The following is a 22,202-nucleotide window of genomic DNA, read 5'->3' as shown; positions in this document are numbered from 1 at the left end:
CATGCAGCCGAGCCATGATACGCAAGGGCCGCCCAGTGCGCCAAATGAAAAAGGTCACGCAGCGCTTGCGACCAGCGGGTGCCGGGCTCAAACTTTGACGCTTGAACCTTGGGCGTTTTTTGCAATGATCGAATTTCGTAAATCGCTGTTGAGCTCGTTGTGTTTACTGCTGGTTAGCCCGTTCGTACTGGCGGCCGACCCGGAAATTCACTGGCCCAGTGGCTGGCAAGTCGAGGAAGTGGAGCCGGACGGCGAAGCACCGGTAAAACCCCAGGCCGTGTCTCGCCAGCGCGCGATCAAGAACGACGAAAATGGCAATACCTTGATGGTCATGGAGTTGACCGGCACACCGATCGAGGCGGGTCATAAAGTTAATCTTCAGGGCGTGTTGCTGGAAATGCGTAAATCCATCCAGAAAGATTTTGCCGGCAGCGGTTATCAAAGCGTGTGCACCAAGATGCACCCAACCACATTGAGCCGTCTTGATGCGTTGGAAACAACTTGCGTGATTACCGAGAATGGCCGACACGTGTTGTCGCAAACATTAGTCGGTGCGCTAGATACCGACACAGCCTATGTTTTTTCATACGCCGGCCAAGCCCAAGCCTATGAGGCCAGCCAGAACGAAGTCGGATCGGTACGCGACAGCCTGAAACTTTGAAGGTGTCAGATTGATCGGATTTGAACAAAATGAAATGTTAGTTAAGTTCGTTTTCGAATCCTTAAACAAAAAAAGCCCCGCATCAGCGGGGCTTTTTGTTAGTGCAATGCGATCAGCCGCGAAGCCAGGAATCTACAGTGGCGGCGCCGTACTGTTCTTTCCAGGCTTTGAGGCCGCGGTGGTTGCCGCCTTTGGTCTCGATCAGCTCGCCGGTGTGCGGGTTGTGGTAGACCTTGACCACACGCGCGCGGCGCTGTTTGGGGGCGGCGGACGTTGCAGCACCGGCCTTGGCAGGGTGTGGGTCAAGGATCGCGATGATGTCGCGCAGGCCTTTGCCGTAGTGTTTCATCAAGCCTTGCAGCTTTTCTTCGAATTCGATTTCTTTCTTCAGGCCGGCGTCGTTCTTCAGGGATTCCAGCTGGGCCAGCTGCTCTTGAAGGGCTTTTTCTGCTGCGCGAAATTCGGCGAGTCTGGACAAAATCTGTACTCCAATAATGTAGTTTGCTGATATCAACTGCAGACAAAGCTATAAGCCAAGCGCTTATAAAGTGACTCAAAGAAAGAGGCCTTTCTGCGAGTTCAGCACAGGCAGGAAAAATTGTAGTAGTTAATGCCCCACGAGTAAATCACGTCGTTTACCTAAATAAGATTATTTCATCAAGGGTAATGAGTGGCTATTCAACGGCTGGCCAGCGACTTAATGAACTCTTCACCGGGGAGTGGTCGGCCAAACAGGTAACCCTGCAGAAAATCCACACCGTGCGCCGCCAGATATTCACATTGCTCTGCTGTTTCCACGCCCTCGGCCACGATGCCCAGGTCCAGCTTGCCGGAGAGTTCGATGATGCTGTCGAGGATATGCCGTGAAAGTGCATCAGCGCCAATCATGGCCACAAAGCTTTGATCGATTTTCAAGTAATCGACATTGAAGTTGCGCAAGTAACCGAGGCTGGAGTGCCCGGTACCAAAGTCATCGATGGCAATCATCACCCCCAGTTGATGCAGGGCGTCGAACAGCTGACGCGTGATATCCGTGGGCTTGATCAGTTCACGTTCGGTCAACTCCAGCACCAGCGTCACTTGGCCTGGGGCGAACGCGGCGAGAAACGTTCGACAATCTTCCACCAGGTCCAGATCCTCACAGTGGCGTGCCGTGATATTCACGCCAACATGAAAGCCCGGACTGAAACGCGCGGCATGCGGGGCCAACTGCGCGGCGGTCTGGCGCAGCAAGGCGCGGGTCATCGGCACGATCAGGCCGGAATGCTCCGCCAACGGGATAAACAGGTCGGGACGCACCAGGCCTTCTTTTGGGTGCTGCCAACGCATCAGCACCTCACAGCCGGCCCACTCACGCGTGTCGCCGCGCACCACCGGTTGAAAGTACGGAATGAACTCGTTGGCACCCAAGGCGCGTTGCAGTTCATGGGTGGGCGCAGACGAGCGCTTTTGCAGCCAGTGCGCAAGCACGCCCGACAGCACGCCAAAAAAAACCAGCAGGCTGAACAGTGCCGGATAGCGCGCTTCCATGTACCGCCACACTTCACCGGCCGGCATGCCGGCGTCGACACTGTAGTGATAGCGCTCTGAGGCCAGGTGGTGATGGGCCACCTCGAACACCGGCACGGGCGTGTTGTGCACCTTGCCGTCGGCATCCAGCCAGTTGGGGCCCACTTGCAGCACCAAGTGTGCGTAACGGCTGATCAGGCGCAAGACGTTGGCCAGGTGAAAGCCATCAATCGAGGCGAACGCGGCCTTGTCGCCTTCGACCAACCGGTTAACCAGCAGCGCGGTATCCGGTGTGACCGGGTTGCCATTCATCAACCACAGATTCCCGTCCACGTAGTCATCCGGGTTGACCGCCGACTGGTAGTGATCGCCAAACAGCGAGCTGCAATAGATGTTTTTCTGCCAGGACAACGTTGTCGCGCGCACAAAGGGCCGGCGCGTGACCTGTTCACGCAGTGCCAGCTGCGCGCCGTTGTCGCACGGCTGACCGGCCAGTGGCAGCAAGGCCTGGGCGGCGAGGGTGGTGTTATCGAGCATCAGGTCAAACTGGCGCACGGCTTCGCGGGCGGTTTGCGCAGTGCTTTGTTGCAGGGTGCGTTCGGCTTGCCAGTGCAGAATGACCATGCCCAATGCGATGGGCAGCAGGCCACTGAGGGTGGTAATCAAATAGCGGGTGGCGCGTTTTCGCGGGCCGTTTACGGTCAGGGGCATGGAGAGACGGCCTGTCGCAGGATGGGAAAAGCCCCGAAGGGCTGTTCAGATAGATCAAATGATAGATGGCGCGTGCGAAATAAGCTCGCTGTACCTGGCGGTCAGATGAGTCAGCACCGCTGGAAATTCAGCGTCTGCGCCAGTTGGATGAACGCCAGGGTTGCGGGTGTCGACTGACGTTGGTCCAGCACCGCCAGGCCAATATCACGGCCCACCCGTGGCGACAGCGGGCGCACCTGGTAACGTGCGTCCGGCGTCTGCGGCAAGGACGCCTGCGCCACCACACTCACGCCGTCGCCGCGGCTCACTGCCTCAAGCGTACTGAGCAGTTGCGAGCAGCGATAACGCACATTTGGGGTTAGACGCGCGCTGCTGAACAACCGCGAGACCAGCTCCTGCGAGCCGGCGTCGGTGAGAATGAACGGGTCGTCACACAGCGCCTTCAAGGTCACGCAAGGTTGCGCAGCCAGCGGGTGCGCAGCGGGCAGCAGGGCAACCATCTGGTCGTTGAACAGCGCAAACGTATCGAAGCGCTCCTGTTCGAGCACCACAAACCCCACGTCGATGCGCCGCTCGTCCAGCCACTGGATCACTTGGCGGTCCGGGCCTTCGTCCACGTGCACCTCAATGCCCGGGTGCTGACGCCTGAATGGCTCGAGAATGCGCGGCAGCAGGCGGTTGGATGACGTCGGGCCAAAAGAGCCGATACGCAGCGTGCCGCGCTTCATGCCTCGCGCATCCGAGGCTTCCTGTTGCAGGGTGTCGGCCACGCCCAGCAGGGTGCGCGCACGCATCAGCAATTGCTGGCCGATATCACTGAGTTCCACCTGGGACTGATGGCGCCGAAACAGCTCGACGCCCAATTCCTGCTCCAAGGCCTTGATGGCGTGCGACACGGCTGACTGGCTGATGCCCAGGCGGTGGGCGGTGTGGGTGAAGCTTTGCAGCTCGGCCACCCGCGAGAAGATTTGCAGTTGCGTAAGGGTCATGAGCAATTACTCATTTTACGATGATCAGTCATTAGCCACAGGATATCCCAATCCTGACATTCACAGAGCCTCACCAATGACGTCCTCTCCCGATCGCCTGACTTACCTCAAACTTGCCGCTGTCACCATGATCTGGGGCGCGACCTTTGTGGCCGGCCGCTACCTGGCAGCCGACGTGGAGCCGATGCTGGCTGCCACGCTGCGTTTTGTGTTGGCCAGCGCGGCGCTGCTGGGCTTCATGGCCCTGGCACGCGTGCGCCTGGCTCGACCCAGCGTCACGCAACTTGCGCAGTTGGCAATGCTGGGGTTCTGCGGGATCTTTTTCTACAACCTGTGTTTCTTCTATGGCCTGCATTACATCAATGCGTCGCGGGCGTCCCTGATCGTGGCCTTGAACCCGGCCGTGATCGGCCTGGGTTCGTGGTGGCTGTTCAAGGAGCGGCTAGGCACGGCCAAATGCCTGGGCATTGCCTTGTGCCTGGGCGGCGCGGGTGCGGTCATCCTCAGCCGCAATCCCCATGCGCTGCAGGGTGCGGCCAACACCTGGGCGGGCGATCTGCTGATTTTTGGCTGCGTGTTGGGGTGGGGCGCCTACTCGTTGTTTTCCCGCAGCCTCAACCAGAGCCTGGGGCCATTGCAGACGGTGACCTGGTCGATCTTGCTGGGCACGGCGATGTTGACGCTCACCACGCTGATCGGTGGCAAGCTCACCGTAAATGCGCTGAGCGCGATCCACTTACCGCAACTGCTCAGCCTGCTGTACCTGGGCGTGTTCGGCTCGGCGCTGGCCTACATCGCCTGGTATGACGGCATTCGCCGCATCGGCGCGACCCGCGCCGGCGTGTTCATCGCACTCAACCCGCTGACAGCGGTGATCTGCGGCGCCGTGCTGCTGGATGAGCACCTGAGCGCGCCGATGCTGGTGGGCGGGGCGGTGATCCTGCTGGGCATCCATCTGTGCAACAAACCCCTTGCGCAGCCCAAGCCATTGGGGATTTGATAAGAGTGCGGACAAACCCTGTTACGCTGTGTAGAATCGATTTACGCATACAAGAATATGGACTTGCGCTCACGCAAGCCTCGGCCGTCAGAGACTGATGTAACCATGAAGCTACTCGGCTCCCCCCTCATCTTTGGTGATTTCCTCGCGCGCAGCGTGCGAGGCCTGTCCTGCGCGCCACCCTGCAACCTCATCCTTGCTCGCAAATAACCCTGTGTTAATTACAAGAATGATGAGGTGCCACCATGGCAGACCAATACGAAAACCCAATGGGCCTGATGGGCTTTGAATTTATCGAATTCGCATCGCCAACGCCGGGCACCCTGGAGCCGATCTTCGAGATCATGGGCTTCACCAAAGTCGCCTCCCACCGCTCCAAGAACGTGCACCTGTATCGCCAGGGCGAAATCAACCTGATCCTCAACAACCAGCCCGACAGCCTGGCCTCCTACTTTGCGGCCGAACACGGCCCGTCGGTATGCGGCATGGCGTTCCGCGTCAAGGATTCGCAGCAGGCCTACAACCGCGCACTCGAACTCGGCGCCCAACCGATTCATATCGAAACCGGCCCGATGGAGCTGAACCTGCCAGCCATCAAGGGCATTGGCGGCGCGCCGCTGTACCTGATCGACCGTTTCGGCGAAGGCAACTCGATCTATGACATCGACTTCGTGTACCTAGACGGTGTGGACCGCAACCCGGTGGGCGCCGGCCTCAAGGTCATCGACCACCTGACCCACAACGTGTATCGCGGGCGCATGGTCTATTGGGCCAACTTCTACGAGAAGCTGTTCAACTTCCGTGAAGCGCGCTACTTCGATATCAAGGGCGAATACACCGGCCTGACGTCCAAGGCCATGAGCGCTCCGGACGGCATGATCCGCATCCCGCTGAACGAAGAGTCGTCCAAGGGCGCGGGCCAGATCGAAGAGTTCCTGATGCAGTTCAACGGCGAAGGCATCCAGCACGTGGCGTTCCTCACCGACGACCTGGTCAAGACCTGGGACGCGCTGAAGAACATCGGCATGCGCTTCATGACCGCGCCGCCAGACACCTACTACGAAATGCTCGAAGGCCGCCTGCCCAACCACGGCGAGCCGGTGGACCAACTGCAAGCGCGCGGCATTCTGCTCGACGGTTCGTCGATTGCCGGCGACAAGCGCCTGCTGCTGCAAATCTTCTCGGAAACCCTGATGGGCCCGGTGTTCTTCGAATTCATCCAGCGCAAGGGCGATGATGGGTTTGGCGAGGGCAACTTCAAGGCACTGTTCGAGTCGATCGAGCGTGACCAGGTGCGTCGTGGTGTATTGACCGCCGACTAAGCGTAAAAAAGCCCGGCCGAGATAACCCTCGGCCGGGCTTTTTATGGCCTGCGCATCACGCTTTGCGCTGACGCACCAAGTGCTTGAAGCCTTCGTACACCAGCACCATCACCGCCAGCCAGATCGGGATATAGGTCAGCCACTGGCCGCCCTTGATGCCTTCGCCCAATATCAGCGCCACCGCCAGCAGCAACACCGGCTCCACATAGCTGAGCAGCCCGAACAGGCTGAAAGGCAGCTGCCGGCTGGCCACGATATAGCTGACCAGCGCCGAGGCACTGATCACACCCAGCATCGGAATCAATGCATACAGCTTCAGATGACTGTCCATCACGGCAAAGCCTTGTTCGCCGTGTTGCACAAACCACCAGGCCACGGGCAGCATCAGCGCCATGTCCAGCCACAAGCCGCCCAGATGATCAGTGGTCAGGTATTTGCGCACCACAAAATAGATCGGGTAACCAATGATCACCACCAGGGTTGCCCAGGAAAAACCACCGGCCTGATACAGCTCGTTGAGCACGCCGAGCGCGGCAAAAAATACCGCGATCTGCTGCAGGCGCGACAAGCGTTCGCCGTACACCAGGCGCCCGGTCAACACCATGGTCAGCGGCAGCAGAAAGTAGCCGACCGACACATCCAGGCTGCGCCCATTGAGCGGTGCCCACATAAATAGCCACAGTTGCACGCCGAGCAACGCCGACGACAGCAGCACACCGCCGATCAGCCGCGGCTTGGCCGCCAGCATCCGCACCAGCTCCCATACCCGCCGCCATTCGCCGCTGACGATCATGAACACGGTCATGCACGGCACGGTCAGCAGCATGCGCCAGCCGAAAATTTCCAGGCCGCTCAATGGCGTGAGCAGCGAGGTGAAGTAATACATCACGGCAAACAACACCGAGGCCAATACCGACAACACAACACCTTTAGACACACTGTCCTCGCGAAAACGAATAGCTACAAAAGAGGGGGGATATTTCAGGAGGGGATTATGGTGCTTTTGGCGGCAGACGGTTGCGCTGTTTTGGGGCGTTTTGCAGGAAATTTTCTCGCCACACCAGGTTCAGCCAAATCGCCTAAGGCAAGCGGGCATAGCGTGGCGAGCGGGCTTGCCCCGCGTTGGGCTGCGAAGCAGACCCAAAACCAGACACCGCAGTGTGTCAGACACAACACGGTGACCCGGATGGGGCCGCTTCGCAGCCCAACGCGGGGCAAGCCCGCTCGCCACACACCTACACGTTGCAGGCGCTAGGCGCGCGCCACGCGGCCCGAGACAAAATGGCCCACATCATTAAACCCCGGTGTGGACGAATGCCCCGGCGTCACCAGCGAATCAATGAAGGCCTCATCTTCAGCGCTGATCTTCACTTCCAGCGCGCCGGTGTACGCGTCCCACTGCGCTTCGGTGCGCGGCCCGACAATTGCCGAACTCACGGCCGCGTTGTTCAGCACCCAGGCAATCGCAAACTCGACAATGCCGACGCCGCGCCCTTGGGTGTACTGCTGAATCTGTTGGGCGATGCGCAGTGACTCCACGCGCCATTCGGTTTCCAGAATGCGCTTGTCCTGACGCGCTGCACGGCTGCCAGCTTGGGGCGTGACGTCGGGTGCGTACTTGCCGCTGAGCACGCCGCGCGCCAGCGGGCTGTAAGGCACCACGCCCAGGCCGTAGGCGGCTGCGGCGGTGAGCTGCTCGACCTCGGCCTGGCGATTGACGATGTTGTACAGCGGTTGGCTGATGATCGGCTGGTCCACGCCCAAACGCTCGGCCACGCGCATCACCTCGGCGATGCGCCAGCCCCGGTAGTTGGACAGGCCCCAATAGCGGATCTTGCCCTGGCGGATCAGATCGCCAATCGCCGACACCGTGACTTCCAGCGGCGTGTCATGGTCTTCGCGGTGCAGGTAATAGATGTCCAGGTAGTCGGTGTCCAGGCGCGTCAAGCTGGCTTCCAGCGCGTTGAAAATGCGCTTGCGGCTCAACCCTCTGCGATTCGGCACGCCGTCGGCCGGGCCGATGCCGACCTTGGACGCCACCACCCAGTCCTGGCGATGACGAACGATGGCCTCGCCGACGATTTCTTCGGAACGCCCGCCGGTGTAGACGTCGGCGGTGTCGATAAAATTGATGCCCTGGTCCCAGGCCTTGTCGATGATGCGCAGCGAGTCTTCGGTGTTGGTCTGTTCGCCAAACATCATGGTGCCCAGTGTCAGTGCGCTGACCTTCAACCCGGACTGGCCCAATGTGCGGTAAATCATGCAAAGCTCCTCATGGCAGGGAAACGTGAACCCTGCAATACCAGACTCAAGGGCTCTGGAACAAGCCCGGCGCGTGTTTCTTCATGCACTGAGCAAGGCCTGACAGCGTGTCTGCAGAAATCGGTGCAGCACTTTCACCCGTTCCGACACTTGCAGGCGGTGCGGGCACATCAGGTTGAACGGCGTGGGTTCGCCTTGCCAGTCGGGCAACAGCGGCACCAGGCGCCCGGCCTTGATATCACTGGCGATGTCCAGGTTGGCCTTGTAGGCAATGCCATGGCCGGCCAGCGCCCAGCGCCGCACAATTTCGCCGTCGTCGCTGAGGTAATCGCCCGTCACCTCGACTTCCTGCAGCAGTGCGCCCTGGCGAAAGTACCAGGTGTTGTTGGCCTGCCCACGGCGCATGTAGCGCAGCGTGCTGTGCTGCGCCAGGTCTGCCGGCGTGCGCGGTGTGCCATGGCGCGCCAGGTAGTCGGGGCTGGCGCAGGGAATGCGGTGGTGGCCCGGCACCACCGGCAGCGCGACCAGGCTGGAGTCGCGTGGCACACCAAAGCGCAGGGCAATGTCGACGGTGTCGCGGAATAAGTCGGCGTTGCTGTCGTTGAGCAACAACTGCAAGCGGATGTTCGGGTGTTCGAGCTTGAATTCGTCCAGCCAGCCCAGCAGCACATTGCGGCCAAAATCCGAGGGCGCCGCCAATTGCAATAAACCGCTGAGGCTCTGGCCTTGTTGCTTGATCGCCTGCTCACCTTCCGACAAGGCTTCCAGGGCGACCCGAACGCTGTCCAAGTAGCGCCGACCTTCTTCGGTCAGACGCATGCTGCGCGTGGAGCGGGCCAGCAGGCGGATGCCCAGCCGGGTTTCCAGGCGCTTGAGCGCAATGCTCGCCGCAGCCGGTGTGAGGTTGAGGCTGCGCGCAGCCGCTGACAGGCTGCCGGTGTCGGCGGTGCGCACGAACACTTCAAGGTCGAGGGTTGAGCTCATTTGTAAAAATCCTTTAAAGATCTTGTCGTTTTACCGGGATTTTTCGCTGATTGCCAAGCTGAGAAGATCAACGCTCACTTTCTTAGTCAGGTAGTTAACCCATGGCATCTTCCCTCAGCGGTAAAACCGTCATCGTCATCGGCGGCAGCAGCGGTATCGGCGCCGCCGTGGCCAAAGCGGCCACGGCGCGAGGCGCACAGGTGGTGCTGGCCGGGCGCCGGTTGACGTCTGGTGTCGCCGGCGGCGTACGCAGCGAGCCGGTGGATGTGACCGACACTGCGTCCTTGCAACGCTTGTTCGAGGCGGTGGGGCGCTTTGACCATCTGGTCTACACCTCTGGGCCGTCGGTGCGCGCCAAACCCTTGCTCGACACTGACCTGGATGAAGCCCAGGACAATTTCAACGTGAAGCTCTGGGGCTCGCTGCGCGCGATTCAACAGGCGCTGCCATTTCTCGACGAGCACGGCAGCATTACGCTGACCTCTGGCCAACTGGGCCGTAAATTGGCGCCCGGCCAGTTCATCAAGACCGGCATCAATGCCGCGACCGAGGCGCTGGGTAAACAACTGGCGAAGGAACTGGCGCCACGGCGGGTCAATGTGATCAGCCCGGGCGTGATCGACACGCCTGCTTATGCAGGCTTGGCAGAAGAACAGCGCCAGGCGATGTTTGCCAAGACCGGTGGAGCGTTGCCGGTGGGGCGCGTGGGGCAGGCTGACGAAGTGGCGGCGGGGTACGTGCTGGCCATGGAGAATGGCTTTGTCACTGGCACCGTGATCGACATCGACGGCGGTGGCCTGTTGTAAACCCGGCAAACAAAAGTGGGAGCGGGCTTGCTCGCGAAAGCAGTGCGTCAGTCACCGAATGTATCGACTGAACCACCGCATTCGCGAGCAAGCCCGCTCCCACATTGAACTGATTGCTGCCGGGCGCGCGTTATACCTTCAATGCGCGCGTCATGCGCAGCGCCAGCACACTGCCGGCAACGATCACCGCCGCCAGCAAGTACAACGCCACATCCGTGGACCCGGTGGCATCCTTCACAAACCCTACGATATACGGGCTGAGGAAGCCGGCCATCTGGCCCATGGAGTTGATCAGCGCCAAACCACCGGCCGCAGCGCCGGCACTGAGCATGGCGGTCGGTACCGGCCAGAACATCGGCAGGCCGGTGAGGGCGCCCATGGTGGCAATGGTCAGGCCGAGAATCGCAATCGCCGGGGTGGTGGCGAAATTCACGGCGATCACCAAACCGATAGCCCCCATCAACATCGGCACCACCAAATGCCAGCGACGCTCCTTGCGCAAGTCGGCGGAGCGGCCCACCAGCAACATGAACACCGCGGCCAGCAGGTACGGAATCGCGCTGAGCCAGCCAATCACCAGGTTATCGCTGAAGCCCAGGCTCTTGATGATCGACGGCAGCCAGAAGTTGATCGCGTACACGCCGCTCTGGATGCAGAAGTAGATCAGGCCGAACGCCCAAATGGCCGGGTTCTTGAACACCTCGCCGAGCGAATCTGTGGTGGTTTTCGGCTTGTTCGCCAGATCCGTTGCCTGGTCGGCCTCCAGCACTGCACGCTCATGCGGCGTAAGCCACTTGGCATTGGCAAAGCTGTCGCTGAGCAGGAAATAGGCGAGCGCGCCCAGGATCACCGTCGGGATGCCTTGCAACACAAACATCCACTGCCAGCCGGCCAGGCCACCCTGGCCGGCGGCAAAGTGGTTGAGGATCCAGCCGGAAAACGGGCTGCCGAGCAGGCCGGACACCGGGATTGCCGACATGAACAACGCCATGATCCGCCCACGGCGGAAGGTCGGGAACCACTGCGAGAGGTACAGCACCACGCCTGGGAAGAACCCGGCTTCAGCGGCACCGGTCAACAGGCGCAGGCCATAGAAGTGTGTCGGCGTGGTCACGAACAGCAAGCATGTGGAGAGCGTGCCCCACACGATCATCATCAGCGCAATCCAGCGCCGCGGGCCGAACTTGGTCAGCGCCAGGTTGCTCGGCACGCCGCACAGTACGTAACCGATAAAGAAAATCCCGGCCCCCAGGCCGTACACCGTTTCACTGAATTTCAACGCATCGAGCATCTGCAACTTGGCAAAACCAACGTTTACCCGGTCGAGGTAATTAAACAGGTAGCAGATGAAAATGAAGGGGATCAGGCGCAGGGTAATGCGCTTGTAGATGGCGTTTTTATCGTCATCGGTGGCCAGTGTGGCAGCGGCGCTCTGTGACATGTCAGTCTCTCTTTATTATGATTTTTCGCGATGCGAAGGTAACGTTGATCGCCCAATGAGTCTCGGCCACCTTGCGGGGTGCTGTCTTTGTGCTTGCGCACAGTCAAGCACGCTTTGCGCTGTGCCTATGACCAACTCGCTTTTTTCAGGAATTTAGCCCCATGTTCGAGCTGGATCATGACCTGGCGCAGGATATCGTCAATCGCACCATGGCGATCCTGCCCTACAACGTCAACGTCATGGACAGCCAGGGCCTGATTCTGGGCAGCGGCGAGCCGGAGCGCATCAATACCCGCCATGAGGGCGCGCAGTTGGTGCTGGCCAACGGCCGGGTAGTCGAGATCGACGGCCAGACTGCCAAGCACCTCAAGGGCGTGCAGCCGGGCATCAACCTGCCCTTGATGCACGACCAACGTCTGATCGGCGTGCTGGGCATTACCGGCGAACCCGAGCTGTTGCGCACCTACGCCGAACTGGTGCGCATGACCGCCGAGATGTTGGTCAGCCACCGTCATCAGCAGGCCGAGCAGCAATGGCGACGCCAGCGGTGCGACGACCTGCTCGCGTTATTGCTGGCCGAACGCGGTGAATCGCCGCGCCTGGTGGACGAGGCCCAGCAACTGGGGCTCAAGCCGCACATGCCGCGCACGCCGTACCTGTTTGAGCTGGGCGTGGGTCAGTCGGCCGAAGCGCTGAGCGCCTGGCTGACCAGCCGTTATCCGGACAGTTGGTGTGTCAGCTCTGCGCAATTCTCTCTGTTGTGGTGCCGGCCGGCGGCCGTGCAGGTGGACAACCCTCGGCTGCTGGAAAAACTTCAGGGCCTGGGCTGGAACATCCTGCGGGTTGCCGTCGGTGGGCAAGCCGATGGCCTGGCGGGCTTGCGCCGGTGTTATCGCCGGGTCGGCGATCTGCTGGCCTACGGTCGTGACATCTTGCCCCACTCGCGTTTGTTGACGCTCAACCGCTATCGCCTGCCGGTGATGCTCTGGCGCCACCGCAACGACGATGCGCTGGATGAACTGCTGAACCCGTTGCGCAAAGTCCTGGCCAAGGACACCAATGGCCAACTGCTTGCCACGCTGCGCAGTTGGTGCGACCACGACGGCCAGAGCCAGGCCTGCGCCGATGCGCTGGGCATCCACCGCAACAGCTTGCGCTACCGCATGGAACGCATTGCCGAGCTCAGCGGCGTCGACCCGTTGACCCTCGACGGCATGCTGGCCCTGTACCTTGGCGTACAGCTTTTGCCCCAGGCTTTGTCGGAATGAACAACAAACCTGCGCCACACTTGTGCATCGGACCGGCGTCATTGCCGCAGCCAACTGGCAGCATGGGCGTCATAAAAACCGGAGAACGCCCATGAAAATCATCATCGCCCCCGACTCGTTCAAGGACAGCCTGAGCGCCGAAGGCGTCGCCCAGGCCATCGCCGAAGGCTTGGCCGAGGTCTGGCCGCAGGCACATCTGGTGCAGTGCCCGATGGCGGACGGTGGCGAGGGCACGGTGGATTCGGTGCTTGCCGCCTGCAATGGCGAGTTGCGCAGCCAGACGGTTCGAGGCCCCTTGGGCGCGTCGGTTGAAGCTCGCTGGGGCTGGTTGGCCGACAGCCATACCGCGATTATCGAAATGGCCGAAGCCAGTGGTTTGCAACTGCTGGCGCCGGGCAAGCGCGATGCCTGTTCGAGCAGCACTTACGGCACGGGCGAACTGATCCGTGCAGCCTTGGACGCCGGTGCCCAGCGCATCATTCTGGCGATTGGCGGCAGTGCGACCAACGATGCCGGTGCCGGGGCGATGCAGGCGCTGGGTGTGCAACTGTTCGATGCGCAAGATCAGACACTTGCCCCGGGTGGCCTGGCGCTGGCGCGGCTTGCGCGGATCAGCCTTGAGCAACTGGACCCACGTTTGGCTCAGGTGCGTTTTGACATTGCTGCCGATGTGAACAACCCGCTGTGTGGCCCGCACGGCGCATCTGCCATTTTCGGCCCGCAAAAAGGTGCCAGCGTGCAGCAGGTCGAACAACTGGACGCAGCCCTTGGTCACTTTGCCGATCACTGCACCAAGGTCCTGCCCAAAGACGTGCGCGATGAACCCGGCAGCGGCGCCGCCGGTGGCCTGGGCTTTGCCGCCAAAGCGTTTCTTGGTGCGCAATTTCGCGCCGGTGTGGAGGTGGTGGCCGAACTGGTTGGTTTGGACGCAGCGGTGCAGGGGGCTGACTTGGTGGTCACCGGCGAAGGCCGTTTCGACGCCCAGACCCTGCGCGGCAAAACCCCTTTCGGCGTGGCGCGCATCGCCCAGCAGCACAACGTGCCCGTCATTGTGATTGCCGGCACCCTGGGCGAGGGCTACGAGCACATGTACAGCCACGGCGTGAACGCCGCATTCGCTTTGCCGTCCGGGCCGATGAGCCTCGAACAGGCGTGCAGCGACGCGCCGCGCCTGCTGCGCGAGCGTGCGGCAGATATTGCGCGACTGTGGCGTACCGCGACCGGGCGCTGACGCAACGCCGTGAACATGGGACAATCCGCGCCGTTTTTCGACACGGAGAGTCCCCATGCTGCGCACCGCATTCCTGGCCCTGTTGCTGACTGGCATCAGCGCCCCGGCCCTCGCTCAACCCACGACTGAAACCGTCCCGCTGCTGCGGGAAATCAAGAATTGGGTCACCGGCTGCGACAACCTGCGCAATTGTCACGCCCTCAGCGCGCCCAGTGGCGTTGATGAGCAAGACGACAGTTCCCTGACCTTGCATATCTGGCATCAGGCCGGCCCCGAAGGCTACCTGCGTTTGCGCGTTGATCATCGCGGTGAGGCGCTGGACCTTTCGACCCTGCAATTGGATGGAAAGCCCCTGGGCCAGGCACTGACGCGCAGCCTGGAGGTGCAGTTGGACGATCAGCGTGTTGATCCCCAAATGCAGTCTTACGGCGTGATCGAGGACGCGCCGGCGCGGCTCTGGCTGCAGCGCCTGCGCAACGGCCAGCGTTTGCAGTTACCTGGCGATGACACCGCGCATGTGTCCCTGAGCGGGCTGAGTGCCTCGCTGTTGTTGATGGACGCGGTGCAAGGGCGGGTGGATAACGTCACCGCACTCGCGCGGCCTGGCAAGGGCGCGGCCAGCGACGTGCCGGCACGCTTGTCGCCACCGGTGCTGCGCCCGTTCACGTCGGCGCCAGCGCTCAACCACCAGGAACAGGCCGCACTGGCCGCCGCAGCGGTGAAGGCGATCAACAGCACCGACACCGCGATGAAACCCGAGGCCGAAGTCGGCGCCCTGAGCGAGGCTCAAGCCCTGACAGTGGTTCGCTATGACTGCGCGGCCTACACCTGCGAGTACGAAGTCAGCAGCCGCGAGCGCAAGGCGCCGTACTCCGAAACCACCTTGAGCATTCAACCGTTACCTGTGGACGGCGCTGCGCTGCAAGGGTCGGTGGGCTACGACCCAACCACCGGCACCTTGAGCTATTTTTACAAATTGCGTGGCGTGGGTGATTGCGGTGAGGGCGGTGTCTGGGTGTTCGACGGCAAGGCTTTCCAGCTGCGCGAGTTGCATCAGATGCCGCGCTGCAATGGGGTAGGTTACGGCGATTGGCCGTCGCTGTGGACGACAGTGCCAGCACCCTAGCCAGCCTGCGGGCTTGGCCTCTACACTGGGCGGCCACTTGTTTTTCCAAGGAAGAAACGCAATGCACACACCTGAATCCCCTATCGTGATCCAGCGCTTCACCGAGGCCCACCTTGAAGGCGTCGCTGCGCTCTACAACGAACCGGCTGTGTGCCGTCAGGTGCTGCAAATGCCTTTCCAATCGGTGCAGGCTTGGCGTAACAAACTGGCGCTGGATGACGAGCGGCGGCTGCAGCTGGTGGCGATGCATGCAGGGGAAGTGATCGGCCAGCTTGGCCTGGAGCAAACCCTGCGGGTGCGGCGCAGCCATGTCGGTTCGTTCGGTATGGGCGTCGCCACCGCCTGGCAAGGCAAGGGCGTCGGCTCCAGGCTGTTGGCGGCCGCGCTGGACGTGGCCGACAACTGGATGAACTTGCGCCGCGTCGAACTGACGGTGTACGCCGACAACGAAGCAGCGCATAACCTCTATCGCAAGTTCGGCTTCGAGGTCGAAGGCCGGATGCGCGATTACGCCCTGCGTGACGGCGTCTTCGTCGACACCCTGAGCATGGCGCGCCTGCGTCAGTCGGCTTAACCCTGCAGCGCAAACGCCACCGCAGCCTGCGCATGCAGCTCGGTGGTGTCCAGCAATGGCAGGTTGCTGTGCTGCGGTTTGATCAGCAGACCGATTTCCGTGCAGCCCAGAATGATCGCCTGGGCGCCACGTGCGGCCAGCGACTCGATCACCCGCTGATAGACCTGGCGTGACGCGGCGCTGATCACGCCGACACACAACTCCTCATAGATGATTCGGTGCACGGCCTGGCGCTCGTCTGCGTCGGGCACCAACACGGTCAAGCCCTGGGCGGTCAGGCGTGCGGTGAGAAAATCCTGCTCCATGGTGAATGCCGTGCCCAGCAAACCGACAGTCAGCGTACCGGCCTCTACCGCAGCGGCACCGGCCGCATCGGCGATATGCAGGAACGGAATCGACACGGCCGCCTCGATACGCGGCGCCACCCGATGCATGGTGTTGGTGCACAGCACTACGCAGTCCGCACCGCCGGCCTGCAAGCGGCGCGCCGCATCCTCGAGGATCAGCGCGGCGTCATCCCAACGGCCGGCATGCTGGGCCTGTTCGACCGGGCCGAAATCCACGCTGTACATCAACAGTTGCGCCGAGCGCAGCGGGCCCAGCTGGTCACGCACGCGCTGGTTGATAATGCGGTAATACTCGGCGCTGGACTCCCAGCTCATGCCGCCGATAAGGCCGATGGTGCGCATGCGATGCTCCTGACAGGGGATGTCGACTCACCTTACCCATCGGCTGCGCATTAGTCATACGCAGTTGCCGGCCAAATGACCGGTGCAGTTTTAAGCCGCACGCTGAACCGCCGCATCTGCCATGATCACCGTTCGCAACCTGGCCCACCCAAGGAAATCCGCAATGGACGATGTACAGCAATTGGGCGAGATGCTTCGTCATTACGCCGACAGCGAAGCGCACAAAAAACAGCAATTCGACCTGCAGTCCGCGCGCTGGGCGCAGAAGCTCGGTGAGCTGTTCGGGCAGATCGAGCAGTGGCTGGAACCCGTCAAGACCACTGGCCTGCTGGAAGTCCATCGTGAGGCCTATGTCGCCAGTGGCCCGAGCCTGCCGGTTGAAACCTCAACCTTCAAAACCGAGAAACTGACGGTGCACATCACCGGCAAAACCGTGGAGTTCGTGCCGGACGTGATGGGGGCGGGCGGCTCGATTGCCGTGTCGGTGATGGGCTTGACCGCCGCCCGGCACGGCAGCGTATCGCTGGTGCTGCCGGCTGATAAAAACGACTGGCTGTGGAAAAAAACCAACGGCCTGAAGGACCCGGACACGTTTGCCTTCGACGCTAATTTCCTGGCGTCGCAGTTGCAGAGCCTGATCCCGCGCGATCGCGCTTGAGTGGGCTCGCTCAGCGCCGGGTGCTCCGGCGCAATCCTGCCCAGACGCGCTTGCAGCACAGCCCGTTGCTCAGTTGAGCTGACGCTGGTAGGCCAGCCGTGTGTCTCGGTCAACGCACGCGTGCCTGGCGCTTGTACGCGCCGACGGCAGCCAGGACCGCCACCAGTGTCAGGCCGGCGACGGGCCCGAACCGAGCGCTGATGGCAATGCTCATGGCCGCACCCGGAATCAGGTCGCGCACCGGCAATAATGGCAGGCGGGTGGGGCTCAACCCGCGCGGTAGTTTCGCACCAAGACGTTCATCCAGCACGCGCAGCCAATGCGCCAACGGGCGCCACACCTGCCAGGCCAGTGCGCCAACGGCCATGTAGGCCATCGACCAGGCCAATGCGTCGCCCGCAGCGTCCACTAATGCGCCCGCTTGCCAGGGCGACTGGAACAGCGCTCCGACGAGGCAGCCCAGCACAATCGCGTGCAACAGCGGCAAGGTGTCGAAGGCGGTTTGCCAGCCTGTAGTGCGCTTGCAAGGTGTCATCGGCCAGGGCCGTCGGCACGGTTACCACTGCCCGCTCGGCGCTGTCGTCTTCCTGCGCCCATTGTTGCCAACTCAACGCGTGTTCGTACGCTTCACGCAGGCGTTGAAAGCCTTGCGGATCATCATCCGGTCGGGTTTTCTTCAGCAGGGTGGCGTATTGGCGTTTGATCGTGCGGCTATCGGCATTCGGGGATAGGCCAAGGACATCCCAGCAAGTCATGTGCGGTACAACTCCATAAATAACGCGCGCACCTTACCCGGTTTCGTGTCCGCTGAACCAGTGGGAGTGAGGGAGGGCGCGGTCTTGCTGGAGTGCCTGGTGCAAGCGCTTGGAAGATCCGGAGGGTGCGTGCCCGGTCGCAAACCGGTGGCGAACGGGCACGTTGCTGTTAGCCGAGGATTATTTGAGCGGCGTCAGCGGTGGCAATTTCCATTGGCCGTTACTCGCTTCAGGCTTGGGCAGGTAAATGCGCAGGACTGCGTAAAACGGGCCGGGCGGTGCCGGTAGCCAGTTGTTCTGTTCGGCTTTCGGTGGCTCGTGGTGCTGCAACGCCAGGGTCAGGCCGCCGTCGGCGTCCAGTTTGAGGTTGGGCAACATCCGCGAATTGATCAGGTAGCGCTTCTTGAGGTTGGGCGCCAGCAGCTTGGTCTTGGCGTCGTACATGGTCAGCGACCAGAACGCTTCGGCGGGCGGCAGTTGGTCCTTGTCAAAGTGCACGGTGTAGCTGTGACGTGCGCCATTGGCCGGTTTGCCTTCGCTGTCGACGAAGTAGCTCAGGTAAATGGCCTCATCGGGGGAGTTGCCGAAAATTCCCAGGTCCGCACCGGCGTAGCGGTACAGGTAGTTGTTTTTCAGGCGGTCGCGGCTGCCGAACAGGTCGCCGCTGGTCACTTGATGGGTGTCGATTTTGTCTTTCTTGAAGGCGGCGAATTCTGCTCGGCCGTCGGCAATCCCGTCTTCCAGGGCTTTGCGTTGTTCTGAGGTCAAGTCCTTGACCTTGAACGGCGCACCCGGGGCGATGCCGATCTTGGCGAAGCGCGCCAGCAGGTCTTTTTCGCTGTCCTGAGGGGCCGCGAAGGCCAACATGAAATTCAGGTAACGAAACAGCTGCGGGCCTTCGGTCATCGTGGCCATCGGCTTGGGCCATTCAATCTTCGGTACCGCAGCCGGCGCAGGCTGTTTCACGTAGCTGCTCAGGGGCTGCACTTTGTAGCCGTTCTGGATCTGCTTGACCTTGTTCAAGTCCTTTTCATCAAACAGCTGCGTGCGGTACAGGGCGTAGGCGATATTGCTTTCGCTGTACACCACGCGGTCCACGTCAACCGGCTGCTGACCTTTCCAGTCCGGGCCGGCGATCATGTAGTGGCCGCCGTTGTTGCCGGTGCTGCGGGTGCCCAGGTAGGCGATGTTCTGCGTATAGAGGTCGATCAACTGCACCGAGTAGTAACGGTTGTCTTCGATCTTGGGCAGGGTCAACACCAACGGCTCTTTGCGCAGGTCCATCCATACGAAAGAGTAGGGCGTGTCCGAATTCGGTGTGGCGAACGCCGTGTCCTTGGGGGTGAACACCTGCGCGGTGTTGCCGATATGGTTGAACGGCGCCTTGAAATTGGCCCCGCCTTTATCGACGGCCTGGGTGTAGAGCGTCTTGTACATTGCCACGACCGGGTAGCCATACAGGTAGGCTTCCTTGGCAATCGCCCGCGCTTCGGCGGGGGTTGCCGTGAAGTCAGCCCAGGCGCCGGTGCTCATGAATATCGAGAGGCTCGCCAACAGCAGGCGCGTCGGTTTTCCAATCATGTTGTTGCGTCCTTCCAGAGTTCTTTTGACTGACGGGAGTTGAAGGCGACGAGTTTCCAGTTTTATTTCCCGAACGTCACGTTAATCCCTGCAAACCAGGTCAACTGAGGCCAATCATCGCCTTGGCACGCCCCTGTCTGTTGCGGTTCGACACAGGTGTTGACGATGACGCGCTCGGGCCTTCACGGATGATATCGATTGAAGCTAGCAGCAAATCCCTGACGCGCGAGTGGCTCAGTCAAATGAGCGCTTGAGTGCCAAGGGAAGACGAATGACGCTGAGGCCTCAAGGGCCGCCCGTATCAGGCGGCCTGAGGCCGATAAGGAACTAGGCGTGGGGCAGCATTGATTTGACTTTGTCGCGCAATTGATCGATCGAGAAGGGTTTGCCAATCACCTGCATGCCGGACGGCACATCAATGCTTTCGGCATAGCCGCTGGCGAACAGGATTGGCAGGTCAGGGCGTAGCTCACGCACCTTGGCAGCCAGTTGTTTACCGTCCATATCGGGCAGGCCGACATCGGTCATCATCAGGTCGATCACCTGAGCGGTGTTTTCGACCACCTTCAAAGCTTCTTCAGCGTCCGCCGCTTCGATCACTGTGAACTCCAATTCTTCGAGTACGTCGACGATCAGCATGCGCACGATGGCGTCGTCTTCGACTACAAGGAGGGTGGAGGGGGTGGCGGACATAATCAAAATTCCCGAAAAAATGAAATGGGCAGGTCTTTGGCGGTTGAAAGACCATTCTCTAATGAGTCGCGTCAATCTCGGCAAGTTCCGTAGGTGCAGGCATTGTGAAGGGAATGGGCGCAAATGTCGCGTGCAAGTCCGTGGCACGGGGGATGACGTGATGCGTGAATGGCACCGTTCAACAGTGCCATTCACGCAAGGGCGTCACAGGTGGGTCAGAGCGCTGTATTGAACAGTGCGAACGGGTTGTTGTAAGGAACCGTCGCCAGAAAGTCGAAGTCATTGAAGGTGCTGACGTCGTACTCCGGAATGCCGCGGTTAATGGCGACCGGTTGAAGCGTGCCGGCGCTCCAGCCGCTATTCAAGGTAGCGTCCAGACCCCGACGCATTGAAGCTTCGTCCGGGAACTTCGCCAGGCCAAAGTTGGGATCAAAGAAAAACCATTCCTTCTGGTTGTTATTGACAATGACGCCCGCCAGAAGCCCGTGATTTTGGGTGCTGATCTTGAAGGTGGTTGATGTCGGTCTATTACTGAGGTCAGTAATAATGTCGGTGTACGCTAGCCGGGAAACCGGTTTGGTGCCGTGAAAGTTCACGCTAAGCACTTGGTGCATGCTGTTCAGTTGTCGGCGGAAACCAGCAATGGTGGGGTCGATGGAATTTAAGCTGGCTTTGAAGAAATTATCGATCAGTACGCGCTCTTTACCATACTGAATAGCCAACGCCATGGTGTTGGCCAACGCAGCACATTCTCCTGATGACGTAAGGTCGTTTGAAGCCAGGTAGAAGTTTTGCGGCATACCGGTGGCTTTACCGCCTGCCTTTGTTATTTCTTCGCTAAATATCCTGGCGTACTCAAGACTGTTTTTGGTCTGCAGATCTTCTATCAGTTTGGCCAGTGCGCCTGTCTCTTCGGGGGTTCGGCGGGGGAGGATGGCCAACTCTTTAAGGTCAAGCACGTTCATGGAGGGGTCGTAGCCGTCTATGGTTTGGCCCTTTGGGTTTGCGTAGCCACGGTTGTAACCAGCGATATCGTTAAGCTTGACGTCCTCTATGGTCCTCTTAAACGCTTCGCGAAGATTAGGGGTCCGGGGGTTGGCGCCACCCACGTGGACAACCAGTTAAGAAAGTTGTGGTTTATCTCACCATTCCCCGCAACAGTGACGGGTTTGAAGTCAAGCAGCGGTTGCCCAAAGGGCTCCTGGCTGATGGGGTCAAGTGCATACCATTTATTGTTTTGCAGGGTCGCACCCACGTCCACCCTTTGCTCTAAAAACTTGTAGGTGCCCGTTGCTGTTATACCCTGACTTTTACTCGCGGCTTTAAGCAAGTCATAGCTGCCGGTAGCCCCTTTGAGTTTGTTAACGGCTTCAAGACTTTTGTTCAGTGCGTAACGTCCGCCTTTCAGCAGCAGTTTGCCTCCCTGCGCCGCCAGTTCATTCAAGCCACTGAAAGGGTTAAGTAGGGAAATGGCTTCGGCGCCGATGATTCGGGTGCCCTTCAGTACCTTGGAACCTATGGACAGCGCTGAGCGACCGATCTTGATCAGCTTGCCTGCGACTGCAGCGCCGGCAGTGAGAAAGCCGAATATATCCATTGTGAGGTCTTGGGCTGCCTCACCGTAGTTGCCGCTATTGAAATTGACAATGGCTGATCTGAACGGGATCAGATTTAATAAAAATTCGTCAAGTGGCTTGGGACCGCCTTGTAACTCATCCAGGGTGGTTTGCCCGCGGGCTTCTTCTTTGATGCTGGGGTCATCAAGTTCGAGGTGCTCGACAAATGCGCTGGCAATCAAGTTGGATCGAATGCTGTTAAAGCTATCCATAGGTGCCGCCAGCACGCCACGTTCGGTACCCAAGTCATGCACGTGATGGTTGAACGTGATTTCCTTAGTCTCAGACACCAGGTTGGCTGCTCTCGACACCTTGGTTTTTGCCCG

The 22,202-nt window shown here is 60.5% G+C and carries 22 protein-coding genes and 1 pseudogene; 9 read left to right on the top strand and 14 right to left on the bottom strand.

The features are described from left to right. Nucleotides 1–124 precede the first annotated feature (124 nt). Nucleotides 125–661: a DUF4946 domain-containing protein gene (locus AB5I78_RS14875; RefSeq protein WP_369302965.1), complete on the top strand. Its 537-nt coding sequence runs from the start codon at nucleotides 125–127 to the stop codon at nucleotides 659–661. A gap of 112 nt (nucleotides 662–773) precedes the next feature. Here the strand turns inward: AB5I78_RS14875 and AB5I78_RS14870 are convergent, their stop codons facing one another. From AB5I78_RS14870 to AB5I78_RS14860, 3 genes are all read right to left on the bottom strand, one after another. Further along, nucleotides 774–1,139 (bottom strand): histone-like nucleoid-structuring protein, MvaT/MvaU family, encoded by a 366-nt coding sequence (locus AB5I78_RS14870; protein WP_145160874.1) that lies wholly within the window; start codon nucleotides 1,137–1,139, stop codon nucleotides 774–776. Nucleotides 1,140–1,339: 200 nt separating this feature from the next. Continuing rightward, complete coding sequence (locus AB5I78_RS14865; RefSeq protein ID WP_369302903.1) at nucleotides 1,340–2,881, bottom strand: EAL domain-containing protein; 1,542 nt, start codon at nucleotides 2,879–2,881, stop codon at nucleotides 1,340–1,342. Between the two features lie 110 nt (nucleotides 2,882–2,991). After that, nucleotides 2,992–3,870, bottom strand: coding sequence for a LysR family transcriptional regulator (locus AB5I78_RS14860; RefSeq protein WP_262209649.1), 879 nt, complete (start codon nucleotides 3,868–3,870; stop codon nucleotides 2,992–2,994). Nucleotides 3,871–3,946: 76 nt separating this feature from the next. Here AB5I78_RS14860 and AB5I78_RS14855 point away from each other — a divergent pair, with 76 nt between their 5' ends. Continuing rightward, a complete protein-coding gene (locus tag AB5I78_RS14855) occupies nucleotides 3,947–4,870 on the top strand; it encodes a DMT family transporter (protein ID WP_369302902.1) in 924 nt (307 codons plus the stop codon). A gap of 245 nt (nucleotides 4,871–5,115) precedes the next feature. Beyond that, nucleotides 5,116–6,192 carry a 4-hydroxyphenylpyruvate dioxygenase gene (gene hppD, locus AB5I78_RS14850; protein ID WP_145160866.1) on the top strand — a complete coding sequence of 359 codons (1,077 nt, stop codon included), beginning with the start codon at nucleotides 5,116–5,118 and terminating at the stop codon, nucleotides 6,190–6,192. Between the two features lie 55 nt (nucleotides 6,193–6,247). Here the strand turns inward: hppD and rarD are convergent, their stop codons facing one another. The 3 genes from rarD to AB5I78_RS14835 form a co-directional block, all read right to left on the bottom strand. After that, complete coding sequence (gene rarD / locus AB5I78_RS14845) at nucleotides 6,248–7,129, bottom strand: EamA family transporter RarD (protein WP_369302901.1); 882 nt, start codon at nucleotides 7,127–7,129, stop codon at nucleotides 6,248–6,250. A gap of 314 nt (nucleotides 7,130–7,443) precedes the next feature. Continuing rightward, entirely contained in the window at nucleotides 7,444–8,454 is a 1,011-nt protein-coding gene (locus AB5I78_RS14840; RefSeq protein ID WP_369302900.1) for an aldo/keto reductase, read from the bottom strand. Nucleotides 8,455–8,535: 81 nt separating this feature from the next. Beyond that, nucleotides 8,536–9,438 (bottom strand): LysR family transcriptional regulator, encoded by a 903-nt coding sequence (locus tag AB5I78_RS14835; RefSeq protein ID WP_242196536.1) that lies wholly within the window; start codon nucleotides 9,436–9,438, stop codon nucleotides 8,536–8,538. Between the two features lie 101 nt (nucleotides 9,439–9,539). Here AB5I78_RS14835 and AB5I78_RS14830 point away from each other — a divergent pair, with 101 nt between their 5' ends. Next, nucleotides 9,540–10,244 carry an SDR family oxidoreductase gene (locus AB5I78_RS14830; RefSeq protein ID WP_369302899.1) on the top strand — a complete coding sequence of 235 codons (705 nt, stop codon included), beginning with the start codon at nucleotides 9,540–9,542 and terminating at the stop codon, nucleotides 10,242–10,244. 130 nt (nucleotides 10,245–10,374) lie between these two features. Here AB5I78_RS14830 and AB5I78_RS14825 read toward each other — a convergent pair whose 3' ends face one another. Further along, entirely contained in the window at nucleotides 10,375–11,685 is a 1,311-nt protein-coding gene (locus AB5I78_RS14825; RefSeq protein WP_369302896.1) for an MFS transporter, read from the bottom strand. A gap of 161 nt (nucleotides 11,686–11,846) precedes the next feature. On the opposite strand from AB5I78_RS14825, the gene AB5I78_RS14820 reads away from it, so the two are divergent. From AB5I78_RS14820 to AB5I78_RS14805, 4 genes are all read left to right on the top strand, one after another. Further along, a complete protein-coding gene (locus AB5I78_RS14820) occupies nucleotides 11,847–12,953 on the top strand; it encodes a sugar diacid recognition domain-containing protein (RefSeq protein ID WP_145160854.1) in 1,107 nt (368 codons plus the stop codon). A gap of 91 nt (nucleotides 12,954–13,044) precedes the next feature. After that, on the top strand, nucleotides 13,045–14,184 hold the full coding sequence (locus AB5I78_RS14815; RefSeq protein WP_369302895.1) for a glycerate kinase: 1,140 nt from the start codon (nucleotides 13,045–13,047) through the stop codon (nucleotides 14,182–14,184). Nucleotides 14,185–14,239: 55 nt separating this feature from the next. Beyond that, nucleotides 14,240–15,310, top strand: a complete 1,071-nt coding sequence (locus AB5I78_RS14810; protein ID WP_369302894.1) for a DUF1176 domain-containing protein — start codon at nucleotides 14,240–14,242, stop codon at nucleotides 15,308–15,310. Between the two features lie 61 nt (nucleotides 15,311–15,371). Next, nucleotides 15,372–15,884 carry a GNAT family N-acetyltransferase gene (locus tag AB5I78_RS14805; protein ID WP_369302893.1) on the top strand — a complete coding sequence of 171 codons (513 nt, stop codon included), beginning with the start codon at nucleotides 15,372–15,374 and terminating at the stop codon, nucleotides 15,882–15,884. Here AB5I78_RS14805 and AB5I78_RS14800 read toward each other — a convergent pair. Continuing rightward, nucleotides 15,881–16,573 carry an aspartate/glutamate racemase family protein gene (locus AB5I78_RS14800; protein ID WP_369302892.1) on the bottom strand — a complete coding sequence of 231 codons (693 nt, stop codon included), beginning with the start codon at nucleotides 16,571–16,573 and terminating at the stop codon, nucleotides 15,881–15,883. The two genes, AB5I78_RS14805 and AB5I78_RS14800, sit on opposite strands and share 4 nt — an antisense overlap. Nucleotides 16,574–16,736: 163 nt before the next feature. Between AB5I78_RS14800 and AB5I78_RS14795 the strand changes: the two genes are divergently transcribed. Then, on the top strand, nucleotides 16,737–17,231 hold the full coding sequence (locus AB5I78_RS14795) for a hypothetical protein (protein WP_262209635.1): 495 nt from the start codon (nucleotides 16,737–16,739) through the stop codon (nucleotides 17,229–17,231). 109 nt (nucleotides 17,232–17,340) lie between these two features. Here the strand turns inward: AB5I78_RS14795 and AB5I78_RS14790 are convergent, their stop codons facing one another. From AB5I78_RS14790 to AB5I78_RS14765, 6 genes and pseudogenes are all read right to left on the bottom strand, one after another. Continuing rightward, nucleotides 17,341–17,766: a hypothetical protein gene (locus tag AB5I78_RS14790; RefSeq protein ID WP_369302898.1), complete on the bottom strand. Its 426-nt coding sequence runs from the start codon at nucleotides 17,764–17,766 to the stop codon at nucleotides 17,341–17,343. A gap of 142 nt (nucleotides 17,767–17,908) precedes the next feature. Next, nucleotides 17,909–17,986: pseudogene (locus AB5I78_RS14785) on the bottom strand (J domain-containing protein); the annotation flags it as partial. A 180-nt stretch (nucleotides 17,987–18,166) separates the two neighbouring features. Further along, nucleotides 18,167–19,567 carry a DUF1254 domain-containing protein gene (locus AB5I78_RS14780; protein ID WP_369302891.1) on the bottom strand — a complete coding sequence of 467 codons (1,401 nt, stop codon included), beginning with the start codon at nucleotides 19,565–19,567 and terminating at the stop codon, nucleotides 18,167–18,169. 327 nt (nucleotides 19,568–19,894) lie between these two features. After that, nucleotides 19,895–20,260: a response regulator gene (locus AB5I78_RS14775; RefSeq protein ID WP_145160837.1), complete on the bottom strand. Its 366-nt coding sequence runs from the start codon at nucleotides 20,258–20,260 to the stop codon at nucleotides 19,895–19,897. Nucleotides 20,261–20,475: 215 nt separating this feature from the next. Then, nucleotides 20,476–21,225 carry a hypothetical protein gene (locus AB5I78_RS14770; RefSeq protein ID WP_370002933.1) on the bottom strand — a complete coding sequence of 250 codons (750 nt, stop codon included), beginning with the start codon at nucleotides 21,223–21,225 and terminating at the stop codon, nucleotides 20,476–20,478. A gap of 86 nt (nucleotides 21,226–21,311) precedes the next feature. Continuing rightward, nucleotides 21,312–22,166, bottom strand: coding sequence for a hypothetical protein (locus AB5I78_RS14765; RefSeq protein WP_370002931.1), 855 nt, complete (start codon nucleotides 22,164–22,166; stop codon nucleotides 21,312–21,314). Nucleotides 22,167–22,202: the final 36 nt, after the last annotated feature.

The sequence above is a fragment of the Pseudomonas sp. N2-3-1-14 genome, from assembly GCF_041228395.1.
In the GTDB taxonomy this organism is placed as follows: Bacteria; Pseudomonadota; Gammaproteobacteria; order Pseudomonadales; family Pseudomonadaceae; genus Aquipseudomonas.
The sequence above is the reverse complement of the archived record's forward strand: the minus strand, read 5'-3'. Positions and strand labels throughout refer to the sequence as shown.

What these genes read in the sequence shown, in the direction of transcription:
- AB5I78_RS14875 (WP_369302965.1), top strand. Translation starts at nt 125, where the DNA reads ATGATCGAATTTCGTAAATCGCTGTTGAGCTCGTTGTGTTTACTGCTG.
- AB5I78_RS14865 (WP_369302903.1), bottom strand. Translation starts at nt 2,881, where the DNA reads ATGCCCCTGACCGTAAACGGCCCGCGAAAACGCGCCACCCGCTATTTG.
- AB5I78_RS14860 (WP_262209649.1), bottom strand. Translation starts at nt 3,870, where the DNA reads ATGACCCTTACGCAACTGCAAATCTTCTCGCGGGTGGCCGAGCTGCAA.
- AB5I78_RS14855 (WP_369302902.1), top strand. Translation starts at nt 3,947, where the DNA reads ATGACGTCCTCTCCCGATCGCCTGACTTACCTCAAACTTGCCGCTGTC.
- hppD (WP_145160866.1), top strand. Translation starts at nt 5,116, where the DNA reads ATGGCAGACCAATACGAAAACCCAATGGGCCTGATGGGCTTTGAATTT.
- AB5I78_RS14840 (WP_369302900.1), bottom strand. Translation starts at nt 8,454, where the DNA reads ATGATTTACCGCACATTGGGCCAGTCCGGGTTGAAGGTCAGCGCACTG.
- AB5I78_RS14835 (WP_242196536.1), bottom strand. Translation starts at nt 9,438, where the DNA reads ATGAGCTCAACCCTCGACCTTGAAGTGTTCGTGCGCACCGCCGACACC.
- AB5I78_RS14830 (WP_369302899.1), top strand. Translation starts at nt 9,540, where the DNA reads ATGGCATCTTCCCTCAGCGGTAAAACCGTCATCGTCATCGGCGGCAGC.
- AB5I78_RS14825 (WP_369302896.1), bottom strand. Translation starts at nt 11,685, where the DNA reads ATGTCACAGAGCGCCGCTGCCACACTGGCCACCGATGACGATAAAAAC.
- AB5I78_RS14820 (WP_145160854.1), top strand. Translation starts at nt 11,847, where the DNA reads ATGTTCGAGCTGGATCATGACCTGGCGCAGGATATCGTCAATCGCACC.
- AB5I78_RS14815 (WP_369302895.1), top strand. Translation starts at nt 13,045, where the DNA reads ATGAAAATCATCATCGCCCCCGACTCGTTCAAGGACAGCCTGAGCGCC.
- AB5I78_RS14810 (WP_369302894.1), top strand. Translation starts at nt 14,240, where the DNA reads ATGCTGCGCACCGCATTCCTGGCCCTGTTGCTGACTGGCATCAGCGCC.
- AB5I78_RS14805 (WP_369302893.1), top strand. Translation starts at nt 15,372, where the DNA reads ATGCACACACCTGAATCCCCTATCGTGATCCAGCGCTTCACCGAGGCC.
- AB5I78_RS14800 (WP_369302892.1), bottom strand. Translation starts at nt 16,573, where the DNA reads ATGCGCACCATCGGCCTTATCGGCGGCATGAGCTGGGAGTCCAGCGCC.
- AB5I78_RS14795 (WP_262209635.1), top strand. Translation starts at nt 16,737, where the DNA reads ATGGACGATGTACAGCAATTGGGCGAGATGCTTCGTCATTACGCCGAC.
- AB5I78_RS14790 (WP_369302898.1), bottom strand. Translation starts at nt 17,766, where the DNA reads ATGACACCTTGCAAGCGCACTACAGGCTGGCAAACCGCCTTCGACACC.
- AB5I78_RS14780 (WP_369302891.1), bottom strand. Translation starts at nt 19,567, where the DNA reads ATGATTGGAAAACCGACGCGCCTGCTGTTGGCGAGCCTCTCGATATTC.
- AB5I78_RS14775 (WP_145160837.1), bottom strand. Translation starts at nt 20,260, where the DNA reads ATGTCCGCCACCCCCTCCACCCTCCTTGTAGTCGAAGACGACGCCATC.
- AB5I78_RS14770 (WP_370002933.1), bottom strand. Translation starts at nt 21,225, where the DNA reads ATGAACGTGCTTGACCTTAAAGAGTTGGCCATCCTCCCCCGCCGAACC.